Source organism: Nioella sp., assembly GCF_964229645.1.
Lineage (GTDB): Bacteria > Pseudomonadota > Alphaproteobacteria > Rhodobacterales > Rhodobacteraceae > Nioella.
Map to the genome: position 1 here is coordinate 1 of NZ_CAXREX010000234.1, position 12,986 is coordinate 12,986.

Annotated in this window: 13 protein-coding genes and 1 pseudogene; 8 read left to right on the forward strand and 6 right to left on the reverse strand. The window is 64.1% G+C overall.

Annotated features, from left to right (window positions below):
* Positions 1 to 19 precede the first annotated feature (19 nt).
* From ACEQXV_RS15695 to ACEQXV_RS15705, 3 genes are all read right to left on the reverse strand, one after another.
* Positions 20 to 1,006 carry a branched-chain amino acid ABC transporter permease gene (locus ACEQXV_RS15695; RefSeq protein WP_370269954.1) on the reverse strand — a complete coding sequence of 329 codons (987 nt, stop codon included), beginning with the start codon at positions 1,004 to 1,006 and terminating at the stop codon, positions 20 to 22.
* Between the two features lie 156 nt (positions 1,007 to 1,162).
* Positions 1,163 to 1,978: an ABC transporter ATP-binding protein gene (locus ACEQXV_RS15700; protein WP_370269961.1), complete on the reverse strand. Its 816-nt coding sequence runs from the start codon at positions 1,976 to 1,978 to the stop codon at positions 1,163 to 1,165.
* Positions 1,979 to 1,980: 2 nt separating this feature from the next.
* Positions 1,981 to 3,966: an AMP-binding protein gene (locus tag ACEQXV_RS15705; RefSeq protein WP_370269962.1), complete on the reverse strand. Its 1,986-nt coding sequence runs from the start codon at positions 3,964 to 3,966 to the stop codon at positions 1,981 to 1,983.
* 212 nt (positions 3,967 to 4,178) lie between these two features.
* On the opposite strand from ACEQXV_RS15705, the gene ACEQXV_RS15710 reads away from it, so the two are divergent.
* From ACEQXV_RS15710 to ACEQXV_RS15720, 3 genes are all read left to right on the forward strand, one after another.
* Entirely contained in the window at positions 4,179 to 6,107 is a 1,929-nt protein-coding gene (locus ACEQXV_RS15710) for a PAS-domain containing protein (protein WP_370252312.1), read from the forward strand.
* On the forward strand, positions 6,104 to 6,808 hold the full coding sequence (locus ACEQXV_RS15715; RefSeq protein ID WP_370269956.1) for a response regulator: 705 nt from the start codon (positions 6,104 to 6,106) through the stop codon (positions 6,806 to 6,808). The genes ACEQXV_RS15710 and ACEQXV_RS15715 overlap by 4 nt, the downstream gene beginning before the upstream one ends.
* Before the next feature lie 125 nt (positions 6,809 to 6,933).
* Positions 6,934 to 7,332, forward strand: a complete 399-nt coding sequence (locus ACEQXV_RS15720; protein ID WP_370252309.1) for an MAPEG family protein — start codon at positions 6,934 to 6,936, stop codon at positions 7,330 to 7,332.
* Positions 7,333 to 7,337: 5 nt separating this feature from the next.
* Here the strand turns inward: ACEQXV_RS15720 and ACEQXV_RS15725 are convergent, their stop codons facing one another.
* Positions 7,338 to 8,555 carry a hydantoinase/carbamoylase family amidase gene (locus ACEQXV_RS15725; protein ID WP_370269957.1) on the reverse strand — a complete coding sequence of 406 codons (1,218 nt, stop codon included), beginning with the start codon at positions 8,553 to 8,555 and terminating at the stop codon, positions 7,338 to 7,340.
* 268 nt (positions 8,556 to 8,823) lie between these two features.
* Here ACEQXV_RS15725 and ACEQXV_RS15730 point away from each other — a divergent pair, with 268 nt between their 5' ends.
* From ACEQXV_RS15730 to ACEQXV_RS15740, 3 genes are read left to right on the forward strand one after another with little or no spacing between them, the layout of a single operon-like run.
* Positions 8,824 to 9,483 carry a histidine phosphatase family protein gene (locus ACEQXV_RS15730; protein ID WP_370269958.1) on the forward strand — a complete coding sequence of 220 codons (660 nt, stop codon included), beginning with the start codon at positions 8,824 to 8,826 and terminating at the stop codon, positions 9,481 to 9,483.
* Between the two features lie 14 nt (positions 9,484 to 9,497).
* A complete protein-coding gene (locus tag ACEQXV_RS15735; RefSeq protein ID WP_370252305.1) occupies positions 9,498 to 10,541 on the forward strand; it encodes a saccharopine dehydrogenase in 1,044 nt (347 codons plus the stop codon).
* A 25-nt stretch (positions 10,542 to 10,566) separates the two neighbouring features.
* A complete protein-coding gene (locus tag ACEQXV_RS15740) occupies positions 10,567 to 11,706 on the forward strand; it encodes a saccharopine dehydrogenase family protein (protein ID WP_370269959.1) in 1,140 nt (379 codons plus the stop codon).
* A 27-nt stretch (positions 11,707 to 11,733) separates the two neighbouring features.
* Here ACEQXV_RS15740 and ACEQXV_RS15745 read toward each other — a convergent pair whose 3' ends face one another.
* Both ACEQXV_RS15745 and ACEQXV_RS15750 read right to left on the reverse strand, forming a co-directional pair.
* The gene (locus ACEQXV_RS15745; RefSeq protein WP_370252303.1) at positions 11,734 to 12,051 is read right to left on the reverse strand and encodes a DUF3775 domain-containing protein; all 318 of its coding nucleotides are present in this window, start codon (positions 12,049 to 12,051) and stop codon (positions 11,734 to 11,736) included.
* Positions 12,052 to 12,219: 168 nt separating this feature from the next.
* The gene (locus ACEQXV_RS15750; RefSeq protein ID WP_370252301.1) at positions 12,220 to 12,387 is read right to left on the reverse strand and encodes a hypothetical protein; all 168 of its coding nucleotides are present in this window, start codon (positions 12,385 to 12,387) and stop codon (positions 12,220 to 12,222) included.
* A gap of 122 nt (positions 12,388 to 12,509) precedes the next feature.
* Here ACEQXV_RS15750 and ACEQXV_RS15755 point away from each other — a divergent pair, with 122 nt between their 5' ends.
* On the forward strand, positions 12,510 to 12,782 hold the full coding sequence (locus ACEQXV_RS15755; RefSeq protein WP_370252300.1) for a hypothetical protein: 273 nt from the start codon (positions 12,510 to 12,512) through the stop codon (positions 12,780 to 12,782).
* 38 nt (positions 12,783 to 12,820) lie between these two features.
* Positions 12,821 to 12,986: pseudogene (locus ACEQXV_RS15760) on the forward strand (RNA pseudouridine synthase); the annotation flags it as partial.

The following is a 12,986-nucleotide window of genomic DNA, read 5'->3' on the forward strand; positions in this document are numbered from 1 at the left end:
TCGGGAAATCCCCACATGGTCACACCCTCTCGATGATCTTCTCGCCGACCAGGCCCTGCGGCCGGAAGACGAGGACGAGACGAGCGAGGACATAGGCGAACCAGTTCTCGGTCGCGCCGCCGACCATCGGCCCGATGGCGAATTCGAACATCTTCTCGCCCACGCCGATGATCAGCCCGCCGACGATCGCGCCGGGGATCGAGGTGAAGCCGCCGAGCATAAGAACCGGCAGCGCCTTCAGCGCGATCAGCGACAGAGAGAACTGCACGCCCGACTTGGCACCCCACATGATGCCCGCGACCAGGGCGACGAAGCCCGCGATCGACCAGACCAGCACCCAGATGAAGTTCAGCGAAATGCCGACCGACAGCGCCGCCTGGTGGTCGTCGGCCACGGCCCGCAGGGCGCGGCCCTGCTTGGTGTATTGCGAAAACACCATAAGCGAAGCGACCAGAACGATGGCGATGATCGTGGCCCAGATGTCGAGGTTGTCGATGAAGAAGCCATAGCCGAAGGCGTCAAAGGTAATCTGGTCGATGGTGCCGTTGATGCCCTGCGGCAGGCCCACGTCCAGTTTCTTGATGTCCGCGCCCCACATCAGGTCGCCCAGACCTTCCATGAAATAGGCCAGGCCGATGGTCGCCATGAACAGGATGATCGGCTCCTGGTTGACCAGGTGCTTCATGATCAGCGCGTTGACCAGCCAGGCCAGCAGGACCATGACGCCCACGGTCAGGACGATGCCGACCACCGCGGGCAGGTGCCAGCCAAAGTGGTGCACGTTCGACCCGAAGACCGCGTTGATCAGATGCGAGAAGGGCACCCGCCCCTCCATGATCCCCACAAGGGTCATCGCCGCAAACAGCGCCATAACGCCCTGAGCATAGTTGAAGATGCCGGAGGCCTTGTAGATCAGAACGAAGCCCAGGGCGACGAGGGCATAAAGCACCCCGGCCATCAGGCCGTTCAGAAAGACTTCCATCCCGAATAGAAGCTGGTCTGGCACTTCTATCTCCTCCCTTTGATCCCCGGGGTGCCGGTCTCCTCCACCGGTGCCCCACGACGCCTGTCGCGCCCTTTGTTTGGTGCCGTCACGGGACGGCGGGAGGGGCGATGCCGCAGGCGAGCGCCTGCCGACGTGCCCCCCGAAATGCGCCGGGCCCTAGTCGTGGGCCACACCGAGGTAGGCGTCGATCACGTCCTGGGTGTTGCGCACCGCGTCCGGTGTGCCGTCCCCGATCTTCTTGCCGTAATCCATCACGACCACACGGTCGCTCAGGTCCATCACCACGCCCATGTCATGTTCGATCAGGGCGATGGTGGTGCCGAATTCGTCGTTCACATCCAGGATGAACCGGGACATGTCCTCTTTCTCTTCGACGTTCATGCCGGCCATGGGTTCGTCCAGCAGCAGAAGCGACGGTTCCGCCGCCAGCGCCCGTGCCAGTTCGACCCGCTTCTTCAGGCCATAGGGCAGACGCGCGACCGGGGTCTTGCGGATGTTCTGGATTTCGAGAAAGTCGATGACCCTCTCGACCACTTCGCGGTTCTCGACCTCTTCACGCTCGGCCTTGCCCTTCCACAGCGCCTGGGCGGCCATGCCCGTCTTCATGTGGTTCAGGCGGCCGGTCATGACGTTGTCCAGCACCGTCATGCCTTCGAACAATGCGATGTTCTGGAAGGTCCGGGCGATGCCCTGGCGCGCGACCTCATAGGGGCGCATCTGCGGGCGCTTCTTGCCGTGGTACAGAACCTCGCCTTCCTGCGGCACGTAAAAGCCCGAGATGACGTTCAGCATCGAGGACTTGCCAGCCCCGTTCGGGCCGATGATCGCGCGGATTTCGCCTTCACGGATGTCGAAGGAAATATCCTTGATCGCCACCACGCCACCGAAGCGCAGCGTGATATTCTTCATTTCCATCAGCGTGTTACCGATGGTCCGCCCGTCAGCGGTTTCGTAGGGTTCGTACTGCATCATGGTCATTCTGCGGCCACCTGTGCCTGGCCCGCGGCGTCCACGACCTTGGCGTCGCGAATTTCCAGCGTGGCTTTGATCGAGCCTTTGCGACCGTCTTCGTAGGTCACTTCGGTCTCGGTGTATTGCTCGGTCTTGCCGCTGTAGAGCGCATCGATCAGATCGGCGAACTTCTCTTCCACGATGCGGCGGCGCACCTTGCGGGTCCGGGTCATTTCGCCGTCATCGGCATCCAGTTCCTTGTGCAGGACAAGGAAACGATGCACCTGGCAGCCCGACAGCATCGGGTCTTGTGCGACCGATTTGTTGACCTCTTCGACATGCGCCTGGATCGTGTCCAGAACCTGCTTGTGCCCGGCCAGTTCCTGGTAGGAGGCATAGGCGATGTTGTTGCGCTCGGCCCAGTTGCCGACGGCGGCAAGGTCGATGTTGATGAACGCGGTGCACATGTCACGCTCGTTCCCGAAGACCACGGCTTCCAGGATGTTCGGGTAGAACTTGAGCTTGTTTTCCACGTATTTCGGCGCGAACAGGCGGCCATCGGCCATCTTGCCCACATCCTTGGCGCGGTCGATGATCCGCAGGTGGCCGGTGGCTTCCTCGATGAAGCCGGCATCCCCGGTGGCGACCCAGCCTTCAGGGTCCTTGGTGTCAGCGGTGCTTTCGGGGTTCTTGTAGTATTCCACGAAAGTGCCCGGGCTGCGGTAGTAGATCTCGCCGCTGTCGCCGATCTTGATCTCGACGCCGGGGCTGGGAACACCCACGGTATCGGCGCGCACCTCACCATCGGGCTGCTGCGTGATGAACACGGTCGCTTCCGTCTGTCCGTAGAGCTGTTTGAGGTTGATGCCGAGCGAGCGGTAGAATTCGAAGATCTCCGGCCCGATCGCTTCGCCCGCCGTGTAGCCCACGCGCACGCGGGTAAAGCCGAGCGTGTTCTTGAGCGGGCCGTAGATCAGCTTGTCGCCGATCCAGTATTTCAGCTTGTCGCCGAAGCTGACCGGCTTGCCATCCAGAAGCGCGGGGCCGACCTTCTTGGCGTGCTCCATGTATTTCTTGAACATGCGCTGCTTGAAGGGGCTCGCATCTTCCATGCGGATCATGACCGTGGTCAGCGTCGTCTCGAAGACGCGCGGCGGCGCGAAGAAGTAGGTCGGCCCGATCTCACGCAGGTCGGTCATCATCGTTTCCGGCGATTCCGGGCAGTTGGTGCAGAAGCCCGCCCAGTAGGCCTGGCCAATCGAGAAGATGAAGTCGCCCACCCAGGCCATCGGCAGGTAGGCGAGGATTTCATCGGAGGGGCGCAGGTGGTCGAACTCCGACGATGCCTTTGCGGTCTCGATCACGTTTCGGTTGGACAGGACCACGCCCTTGGACTTGCCGGTCGTGCCCGAGGTGTAGAGCATCACGCAGGTGTCGTCGTAACCGATCGACGCCTCGCGGTCGGCCTGTTCCTTTTCGAACCGCTCATGCGCGGCGCGACCCTCGGCCTGGATATCGGCCAGCGAGTGCAGCTTGGTGTGGTCGTATTTCCGCAGACCGCGCGCATCCTGGTAGATGATATGCGCAATGTGGTGATCCTTGCCCTGCGCATCGAGGATGCCCTGCACTTCGATCACCTTGTCGACCTGTTCCTGGTCGCCACAGACGGCAAACTTCGCGCCGGAATGTTCCAGCGCATAGGCCATCTCTTCGGCGACAGCGTCCTGGTAGAGCGGCACCGGGATCGCGCCGACCTTCATCGCGGCGACCATCGACCAGTACATCGCCGGGCGGTTGCGCCCGATGATGGCAACATGGTCTCCTTTTTCGACGCCAAGCGCCAGGAACCCGTAGGCAATGGCCTGGATTTCCTCGGCCGTCTCGGCCCAGCTCCAGGTTTGCCAAATTCCGAATTCCTTTTCCCGGTAGGCGGGTTTGCTTCCGAATTGGGCTACGTTCCGTGCAAGCAATGCAGGCACGGATTCGGGCACGCCCGAAACCGCTGTCATCTCAGCCAATATCTGTCCTCCCTTCGCCGGGGTGCCCGGCGCCGACGCAGCCTTGGGGCAGGTGCGAATCCACCCCTCGGCAGTGTTGGGCCAATCGTTGATCGGGAATTTTTACCTGACTTTTACCCAATCCTAACGAATTGTAACAACCGCGCCCGCAGGACTTGGCCCCGTCCGGCCAAGCGTGTAGCGGAAACGGTGGAGGAGATTTCATGGCACGCGCAGACGCCACATCGCAGATGACCCGCGCCGGGCTGAACCTGATCCAGCAGGCCCTGTCGATCTATGACCGCGACCTGCGTCTTGCCGTGTGTAATAGGCCTTTCCAGACCATGTTCGGCCTGCCCGAGCGGTTGGTTACACCGGGGGCCTCCTTCGAGGACACGATCCGCTTCCTGGTCGAAAGCGGCGAATATGGCGAGGTCGATGATCTCGATTCCTTCGTGGCCGCCCGCGTGGAACAAGCCTGCGCCTTCGTGCCGCACTACATGGAACGCCGCCGTGCCAATGGCCGGATGATCAGCGTGGAAGGCAGTCCCCTGCCCGAAGGGGGATGGGTGACGGTCTATACCGACATTACCGCGATCAAGAGCCAGGAATCGCTCTTGAGGGCGCGCTCGGAGGAACTGTCGGACCAGCTGCTGACCCGCGCCGAGGAGCTGGCGCGCACCAACCGCCAGCTGGAATCCACCATCGCGCAGTTGGAGGAAACCAAGCGCGGCCTGGCCGAGATGGAGGCGCGCACCCGTCTGACCACGGAAATGACCCCGGCTCATATCGGTCACGTGGATACCGATGGAGTCTATACCTTTACAAACCGCCGCCTGTCCTCGGTCTTGCCCGGGCGCAGCAACGAGATCGTCGGCCTGCCCTTCGAAAAGGCGCTCGGGGTTGGCACGGCCAAGCGGCTGCGGCCCAACCTCCAGCGGGCGCTGGAAGGGGAATCGAGCGTGCTCGAATTCACCGACGAGGATACCGGCCGCCGGATCCGGACCGCCTTCACGCCGGACCGGGTCGGTGAAGAAGGCCCCATCAACGGCGTCTACCTGCTGTCCACCGACGTGACCGAGGAAGCGCAGTCGCGCGCGGTGCTGACCCAGACCCACAAGCGCGAGCTGGCCGCGCAGCTGACCAGCGGCCTGGCGCATGACTTCTCGAACCTGCTGACCATCATCCTCGGGTTGCAAAGCCGAATCAAGAAGATGGGCCTGCCGCCCCAGGCCCTGGAACTGACCGAAGCCACCACCGCTGCAGCACGACGCGGCGGGACGCTTCTGGAACGGATCGCCAAGATTTCCGGCCCCCGGGAACTGCATCCGGTGCCCGTCGACATGCGACGCTTCTTCGAAACCTTCGAGGCGCTGGCACGGGCCCCACTTCCCGACAATATCGCGCTGTCCATCACCCAAAGCGTGCCGGACCAGTTGCTGTTACTGGACGAGGGCTCGATGCAGGACAGCCTGCTGAACCTCGTGCTCAATGCCCGCGACGCGATCGGCCCCGAAGGCGGCGAAATCCGCATCCGCGCCCAGAAGGTGCGCGATACCTGGCTGGATATCGTCGTCGAGGATACGGGGCCGGGCTTCACCAAGGAGGCGCTGGACTTCGCGCTCGACCCGTTCTTCACCACCAAGGGGCAGGCAGGGTCGGGGCTGGGGCTTTCCATGGTGTTCGACATCGCCAAGCTTTCTGGTGGCAACGTGAAGCTGGAGAACCATCGCGAGGGCGCGCGTGTGACTTACCGCCTGCCCCTGCGCCCGGTGCCCGCCGCCGCCGCCAAGCCGATGCTGGTGCTCCTGGTCGAGGACATGCCCGACCTGCGCGTATCGGTGCGCGAAATGCTGACCGACATGGGCCACCAGGTGATCGAGGCCGCGACCTTCGCAGAGGCTGACACGCTGGCCGACCTGCCCGCGATCGAGGTGGTATTGTCCGATATCAAGCTGTCCGGCCACACCACAGGCGTTGATTTGCTGGCGCGCATCGCGGCCCGCCGGCCCGAGCTCAAGCTTGCCCTCATGACCTCTCTGCCCGAAGCCCACCCGCTGCGCCAACGCGGCGCCGCCTGCTGGCCGGTCCTGTCCAAGCCCTTTGACAGTGCCCGCCTGCATGCCATCCTGATCCGAGAGGACGCCGCATGACCGACCAGCCGCTCGTCGCCATTCTCGATGACGAACCCCAGATCCGCGTGATGCTGTCAGAAGCGCTTACCGAGGCAGGCTTTCGCACCGCCGCCTATTCCCGCGCGACCGAGTTTGAAGCCGCGCTACGCAAGACCACGCCCGATGTCTGCCTCGTGGACCTTGGCCTGCCCGACAGGGACGGGCTGGCCGTGGTCCATCGGCTGGCGCTGGAATCGGGCGCGTCGATCATCATCATCTCGGGCCGCGCGCAGGTGCAGGACCGGGTGACCGGGCTGGAACTGGGCGCTGACGACTACATCATCAAACCCTTCGACCCGGCCGAGGTGGTGGCCCGTGTGCGCGTGCGTCTGCGCGATGCCAAGACCCGAACCGCACAATCCGAAACGGCGCGTTTCGAAGGCTGGACGGCCTATTTCGACCGCTATGTCCTGATCGAGGACAGCGGCGAAGAGGTCAGTTTTTCCCATGCCGAAGGCGAGGTGCTGCGGCTCTTCCTCGAAAGCCCGAAGCGCCTGATCAGCCGCCAGCAGATGCAGGAAGCCCTGGGCGGCGCCGCGGGCGAAAGCTTCGACCGGGCGATGGACGTGCGCATTTCGCGCCTGCGCACGAAACTGAAGGAAGACCCGAAGAACCCGCGCCTGATCAAGACGATCTACGGCGCGGGATACATCTTCCTAGGCGATGTGAAATGGGACTAGGCGGATAGGCCAATCGGCGCACAGGCAACAGTAGTCTCCCTGCCGAAGAGCCACAGATTTGGTGTTCTTTTACAAGATGTGGTAGAGTGACCCCACCACTGAACTAGGCAAGGGGGTCTAAACCCATGACCAACCTGGAGTTCTACACCGCGCTAAGCGCGCTTTGGATCGGGCTATGTTGGGCGCCTTATATCCTCGACAGGGTGGCCGTACGCGGCCTGATGGGCGCGCTGGATAACTGGCGCTCGGACGCAACACCGCAATCGGATTGGGCACAGCGGACGATCCGGGCCCACACCGTCGCCGTCGAGTCCTTCGTGGCCTTCGCGCCCCTGGCGATCCTGGCGATGATCCGCATACCCGACGACGCCTATCCCGGCGTTCTGGCCACCAGCTACTTCATCGGCCTTGTCGTGCACTACTTCGTCTATGCGCTCGGGATCATCGTGCTGCGCACGCTGGCTTTCGTCGTCATGGCGCTATCGACAGTGGGGCTGGCGCTGCGGGTGTTCGGGGTGATCTGAAACGTTCAGGCAGGCGCAAGCGCAGCCGCCGCACGGGCCAGCACCTCAAGCCCTGTCACCAGGTCCGCCTCGGCGGTGTCCTCTGCGAAGTCATGGCTGATGCCACCGATGGAGGGCACGAAGAGCATGCCCACGGGCATCAGCCGCGACAGGTTCGAGGCGTCATGCAAAGCTCCCGACGGCATCGAGCGCCACTTGCCCGGCGCCACCTGCCCTGCGGCCTTGGCCAGCGCTGACTGAAGGACTGCATCCATCGGCACCGGGGCCAGGTCATGGCGCAACCGGTCGGTGGTCACACTCAGACCGGTGCCGTTTTCGACCTCCAGCAGGACCGAGTCGATCACCCTTTCCATCCGGTCCAGCCGGTCGGCATCGCCGTCGCGCCACTGGATCGTGAACACGGCCTTGCCGGGCACGATCGACGAGGCATTGGGCGACAGGCGCATATGCCCGATGGTCCATACCGTTTGCGGTGTCACCAGGTTGCGGAAGCGGTCATTGAGCATGGTTGCGATTCGAACAGCGCCCTGGAAAGCGTCGCGGCGCATGGCCATCGGGGTGGTGCCTGCGTGGTTCTGCTGTCCGCGCACCGTCACCTGCAATTGCCTCAGGCCAACGATCGAGGTCACGACGCCAACCGACTCACCTGCCTTGTCCAGCACGGGACCCTGCTCGATGTGGCATTCCAGGAAGCCCGTGAAGCGGGCGTGCTCGACGAAGCCGGGTTGGGCCAGGTGGGCAATCGCCTTGCGGGCCTCGGCAAAGCTCTGCCCGTCGTTCGCGTGGAAACCGTCAGCCTCGTCCAGGGTGGTGGCACCGGTCCAGATGTCGCTGCCCGTCAGCGCCCCATAGCGCCCTTCCTCGTCCTGGAAACTGACGCAGGAGATGGCGGGGCCGCCTGCCTCGCGCGCGGCGCGGGCGATCTCCAGCCCCATGACGACGCCGAGCGCCCCGTCGAGCCAGCCCCCTTCGGGCTGGCTGTCGGAGTGCGACCCGATCAGCAGGGAGCGCTCCCCCGCAAGGCCGAACAGGTTGCCGGCAGGGTCCATGTGCGGCTGCAACCCTGCCGCCTCCATCCGCTCGGCCAACCAGCCGCGTGCTGCCACATCCGCCTCGGAAAAGGCGGGGCGCACGACACCGGTGCCGCTGGCGCCGAAACTTCGCAGCTTGTGAAGATCGGACAGAAAGCGCTTGGGATCGATAGGCAATGTCAATGTGTTCATGCCCCATTCCTAGCCCGTTTCATGCTATGGTCCAGTCATGGATCCTGTAACGCTTGCATTTTATGCCGTCGTCTGTGGCCTTTTGGGCCTCGCCGGTCCGTCGCTCGGACAGCCCACCACCCGGCTCGGGGTCGGGGCGCTGGTCGGTATCTTGGCGGCGGGCTCATTGCCGTTTCTGCGCGGTGCGCTCGGTCTCTGAGACGCTTCGCCCCTTTTCTCTTGCGCCGCAACCGCCTAAGGCGGAAGCGGAAGGCGCGAGGAAATCCACATGTCCCACATCACGCTCGTGCGCCACGGCCAGGCCAATACCGAGGCGCGCGATGAAACAAGCTATGATCGGCTGAGCGACCTGGGCACGCAGCAAGCCCGGTGGCTGGGAGAACACATCGCCCGGTCTGGCGAACATTTCCCCCGGCTCTATTGCGGAAGCCTGACCCGCCAGCGCCAGACCGCGGCTGCCATCTCGCTTGCCAACCATGCCGATCCAGTGATCGACCCGCGCTTCGATGAAATGGAGTTCTTCACCCTGGCCGCGCTCTATCGCGACCAGCACAACGTGCCGATCCCGGAGGACCGCGAGGATTTCGCGGATCACCTGCCGCGCCTCTTCGCAGCCTGGCAGGCTGGCGAGATCGAGGGCCCGCCGGAAAGCTTCGACAGGTTCGAGACCCGCGTGCGCGACGGGATCGAGGACATCGGCAAGGGTGACGGGCGCGCGATGGTGGTGACCTCTGCCGGGGTCATTGGCATGGCGATGCGCCTGACCCTCGGGCTGGACCTGATCGGCTTCGCGCGGGCCTGCCTTGCGGTGGAAAACACGTCGCTCAGCCGCTGGCTGCCGCTGCGCGGATCGCTCGCGCTGACACAGTTCAACGCGCTGCCCCATCTGGAAGACGCAGAGCGCCAGTTCGCGCGCACCCATCTGTGAGGAAAGGAACCGTCATGACACATCTGTGGGTCCGGGCCGAACAGCGCCCGAACGAGGAACGCGCCGGGGTGACGGCAGAGGGTGTGAAAGCCCTGATCGCATCAGGCATCCGCGTGACGGTCGAAGAAAGCTCGGCCCGCGCCGCCGGCCTGACGGGCTACGCAGACGCCGGGGCCGAGATCGCGCCGGAAAACAGCTGGCCCGGCGCGCCAGCCGACGCGATCATCTTCGGGCTCAAGGAACTGCCCGAGGATGGCACGCCCCTGCCGCATCGCCACATCATGTTCGGCCATGCCTTCAAGGGGCAGTTTTCGGGCCGCAAGCTGCTGGACCGTTTCAAGGCGGGCGGCGGCACGCTCTACGATCTGGAATACCTCGTGGACGAAGCCGGCCGCCGCGTCGCCGCCTTCGGATACTGGGCGGGCTTCGCGGGCGCTGCCGTGTCGCTGAAGGCCTGGATCGCGCAGCAAACGGGCAGCATCTGCCCACCCGTCGGTGCCTATCCCGGCAAGGACGCTCTGCTGGCTGACCTGGCAGAAGGGTTGGCAGGCCTGACCCCGCCACGCGCCATCGTGATCGGCGCGCTTGGTCGCGTCGGCACCGGCGCGGCGGACCTTTGCGAAGCCATGGGCATGCGCGTGACCAAGTGGGACATGGCCGAAACCGTCAGCGGCGGGCCATTCCCCGAAATCCTTGACCATGACATCTTCCTCAACTGCATCTTCGCCCGTCCGGGCACACCGGTATTCGTGCCACGCGCAGCGCTGGACCAGCCGCGCGCCCTGACCGTGATCGGCGACGTGGCCTGCGACCCCGACAGCGACTACAACCCCGTGCCGATCTACGACCGCGCAACCACCTGGGATGCGCCCGTTCTGCGCGTCCATGACGCGCCCCCGATGGACGTTATGGCCATCGACAACCTGCCCTCGATGTTGCCCGTCGAGTCCTCCCAGGACTACGCCGCGCAGCTTCTGCCCTCGCTTTTGACGCTCACCGATCTGGACAGCGGGGTCTGGGCGCGGGCAAAAGCCGAGTTTGACAAACACGTGGGCTAATCACCCAGACAAGGAGAGCCGTAACATGACGATCCATTGGTGCGGAACCGGCCTGTCGGCCATCCCCGGCCTGCGCAGGCTGATCGAAGCAGGCCAGCCCGTGGTGGTGTGGAACCGGACGGTCGAGAAGGCTCAGGAAGCCGTGGGCGACCTGACCAAGGACATCCGGGCCTTTGACCTCGACGCGATCGGCGCGGCCCTGCAACCCGGCGACGTGGCCGTGTCGATGCTGCCCGGCGACTGGCACGTGCCGCTGGCGGAGCTGTGCATTTCCAAGGGCGCGCATTTTGTCTCGTCCTCTTACATCGCGCCGGAGATGCGGGCGCTGGATGCCAAGGCAAAAGAGGCTGGTCTGGCTCTGGTCAACGAAGTGGGTCTCGATCCCGGCATCGACCACCTGATGGCCCATGCGCTGGTGGCAGATTACCGAGCGTCGGACGCATTCAACCCGGCCAACACCCATAGCTTTATCAGCTATTGCGGCGGCATTCCCAAGATCCCCAACCCGTTCCGCTACAAGTTCAGCTGGTCCCCGCTTGGCGTGCTGAAGGCGCTGCGCTCGCCGTCGAAATCGCTTGCTGGCGGGGCCGAGAAGATCGTCACCCGCCCCTGGGACGCGATTTCCAGCTACGAGGCCCCGCTGCCCACGCCGGAAGCGTTCGAGGTTTATCCCAACCGCGATTCCCTGCCCTTCATGGCGGAGTATGGATTCGGCCCTGACTGGGCTGTCGATACCTTCGTGCGCGGCACCCTGCGGCTGAACGGCTGGAAGGACGCCTGGACCCCGGTCTTCCGCGAGATCGAAACGCTGACCGGACCCCAGGGCGATGCCCGGCTGAAAGAGATGTCCGACCAGTTCTGGGCCGAGAACGCCTATGACGAGGGCGAGCCGGACCGCGTGGTTCTCTGCGTGTCCCTGAAGGCCGAGAAAGACGGGCAGACCGTCTGGCACAAGACCTATGCCATGGATGCCTGGGGCGATGACCATGGAACCGCAATGGCGCGGCTGGTGTCGGTGCCGGTGTCGCTGGCGGTTGAGGCCGTATTGGCGGGCCGCATCCGGGCGGGCGTCAGCGCCGCGCCTTCGGAGCTTGTGCTGGTGCGGGAATGGATGGGGGTGGTCGCCGATCTGGCGCAGCACCTGGCCATTGTCGATCACGGATAAGCGGGGGGCCTTCGGGCCCCCTCCTTCTTACAGCAAGTCGTCCTCTGCCTCTGACGGATCGACGCCGAGCGCCTCCAGCCCGGCCTCCAGGTGGTCCGACAGATGCGGGGTGCCGATGAGATAATCAGCCGTCGGCGTTGTGGCTTCAGCCCGCGCGGTGGCCAGCGCTTCCGCGAAATCTTCTGCCTCGAAACTGCCGCGCCCGATCCACATGATCGCGACGACCTCAGCCTGCTCGTCTTCGTTCAGGGTTTCGAGGAATCCGCGCAATTCGCCTTCGGCACGATCAAGCTCGTGCCCCATCAGGATGATCTGCGCCACCTTGTGGGTCGAAATGGCCAGCATGTCGGATCCTCCGATCTTGTCGTTCCAGATTCGTTGGGGCGATCTGCCCGCATCAATCCTGCGCGGGTTTCGACAAGGAGGCAATGGGAGGCACGGGCAGTTCCACCGAACAGCGGTGACAGGTCGCGCACATGCCTGCCCCGATCCTTACCGGGGCAGGAAGAGATGTCAGCCCAAGGCGCGATTGTAGATGGTCCGGTCCCGCATCTGCTGCGCACCGCCAAGAAGAGACCAGATCCGGAACATGGTCTGGGCGTCGCTGCGGCCGCCGATTTCCTCAGGATGTGTTTCCTTGAGCTTGAGAACCCGGATGTCGGGGCTTGCTTGCTTGATCATGACGTTCACCTGTTGGTTCACGCCCCCACGGTCAGACGAGCTTGGCGCCCACTGGTTACCTCTGGCTTAACGCGCTTGCGCTAAATAGGTTGTATTGGACTGATCCAAAGAAGCCCGGGCTCATGGACCGAACCATCCTGATCCTACTCGTTCTGCAAGGCGTGGCCTTTCTGCTCTGGGCGGGCCTGTCCTTCCGCGCGCTGTTCCAGATTCGCGCGCTGGCGGCAGGACGCACGGGCGATGTGTTTCCGGGACCAGTGTCCTTCCTGTCGGCGGCAGGTCTGTGGCCGCGCGACCCCGCGCATCGTGATGCTCGGTTGCTATGGGTGATCTGCCTTCTGGGCATCATGGCTCCGTCTCTCTGGCTGGCCCTCCGGGCCCCGATTGCCGAATGACCCTTTCCCTGGTGCCCGCAACCACCTAGATCGTCCCCATGCAACCCTTGGACTATCGCCCCCCGCAGGACCCGCTGGACATCCTGCACCACGATCACGAGATCCTGCTGGTGAACAAGCCAAGCGGGCTCTTGTCGGTGCCCGGCAAGGGGGATCACCTGTCGGACTGCCTGATAGCCCGTGTACAGGAAGCCTTCCCCGAGG

Coding starts and splice junctions, on each gene's coding strand:
- ACEQXV_RS15700 (WP_370269961.1), bottom strand. CDS start 1,978: ATGATGCAGTACGAACCCTACGAAACCGCTGACGGGCGGACCATCGGT.
- ACEQXV_RS15705 (WP_370269962.1), bottom strand. CDS start 3,966: ATGACAGCGGTTTCGGGCGTGCCCGAATCCGTGCCTGCATTGCTTGCA.
- ACEQXV_RS15710 (WP_370252312.1), top strand. CDS start 4,179: ATGGCACGCGCAGACGCCACATCGCAGATGACCCGCGCCGGGCTGAAC.
- ACEQXV_RS15715 (WP_370269956.1), top strand. CDS start 6,104: ATGACCGACCAGCCGCTCGTCGCCATTCTCGATGACGAACCCCAGATC.
- ACEQXV_RS15720 (WP_370252309.1), top strand. CDS start 6,934: ATGACCAACCTGGAGTTCTACACCGCGCTAAGCGCGCTTTGGATCGGG.
- ACEQXV_RS15725 (WP_370269957.1), bottom strand. CDS start 8,555: ATGAACACATTGACATTGCCTATCGATCCCAAGCGCTTTCTGTCCGAT.
- ACEQXV_RS15730 (WP_370269958.1), top strand. CDS start 8,824: ATGTCCCACATCACGCTCGTGCGCCACGGCCAGGCCAATACCGAGGCG.
- ACEQXV_RS15735 (WP_370252305.1), top strand. CDS start 9,498: ATGACACATCTGTGGGTCCGGGCCGAACAGCGCCCGAACGAGGAACGC.
- ACEQXV_RS15740 (WP_370269959.1), top strand. CDS start 10,567: ATGACGATCCATTGGTGCGGAACCGGCCTGTCGGCCATCCCCGGCCTG.
- ACEQXV_RS15745 (WP_370252303.1), bottom strand. CDS start 12,051: ATGCTGGCCATTTCGACCCACAAGGTGGCGCAGATCATCCTGATGGGG.
- ACEQXV_RS15750 (WP_370252301.1), bottom strand. CDS start 12,387: ATGATCAAGCAAGCAAGCCCCGACATCCGGGTTCTCAAGCTCAAGGAA.
- ACEQXV_RS15755 (WP_370252300.1), top strand. CDS start 12,510: ATGGACCGAACCATCCTGATCCTACTCGTTCTGCAAGGCGTGGCCTTT.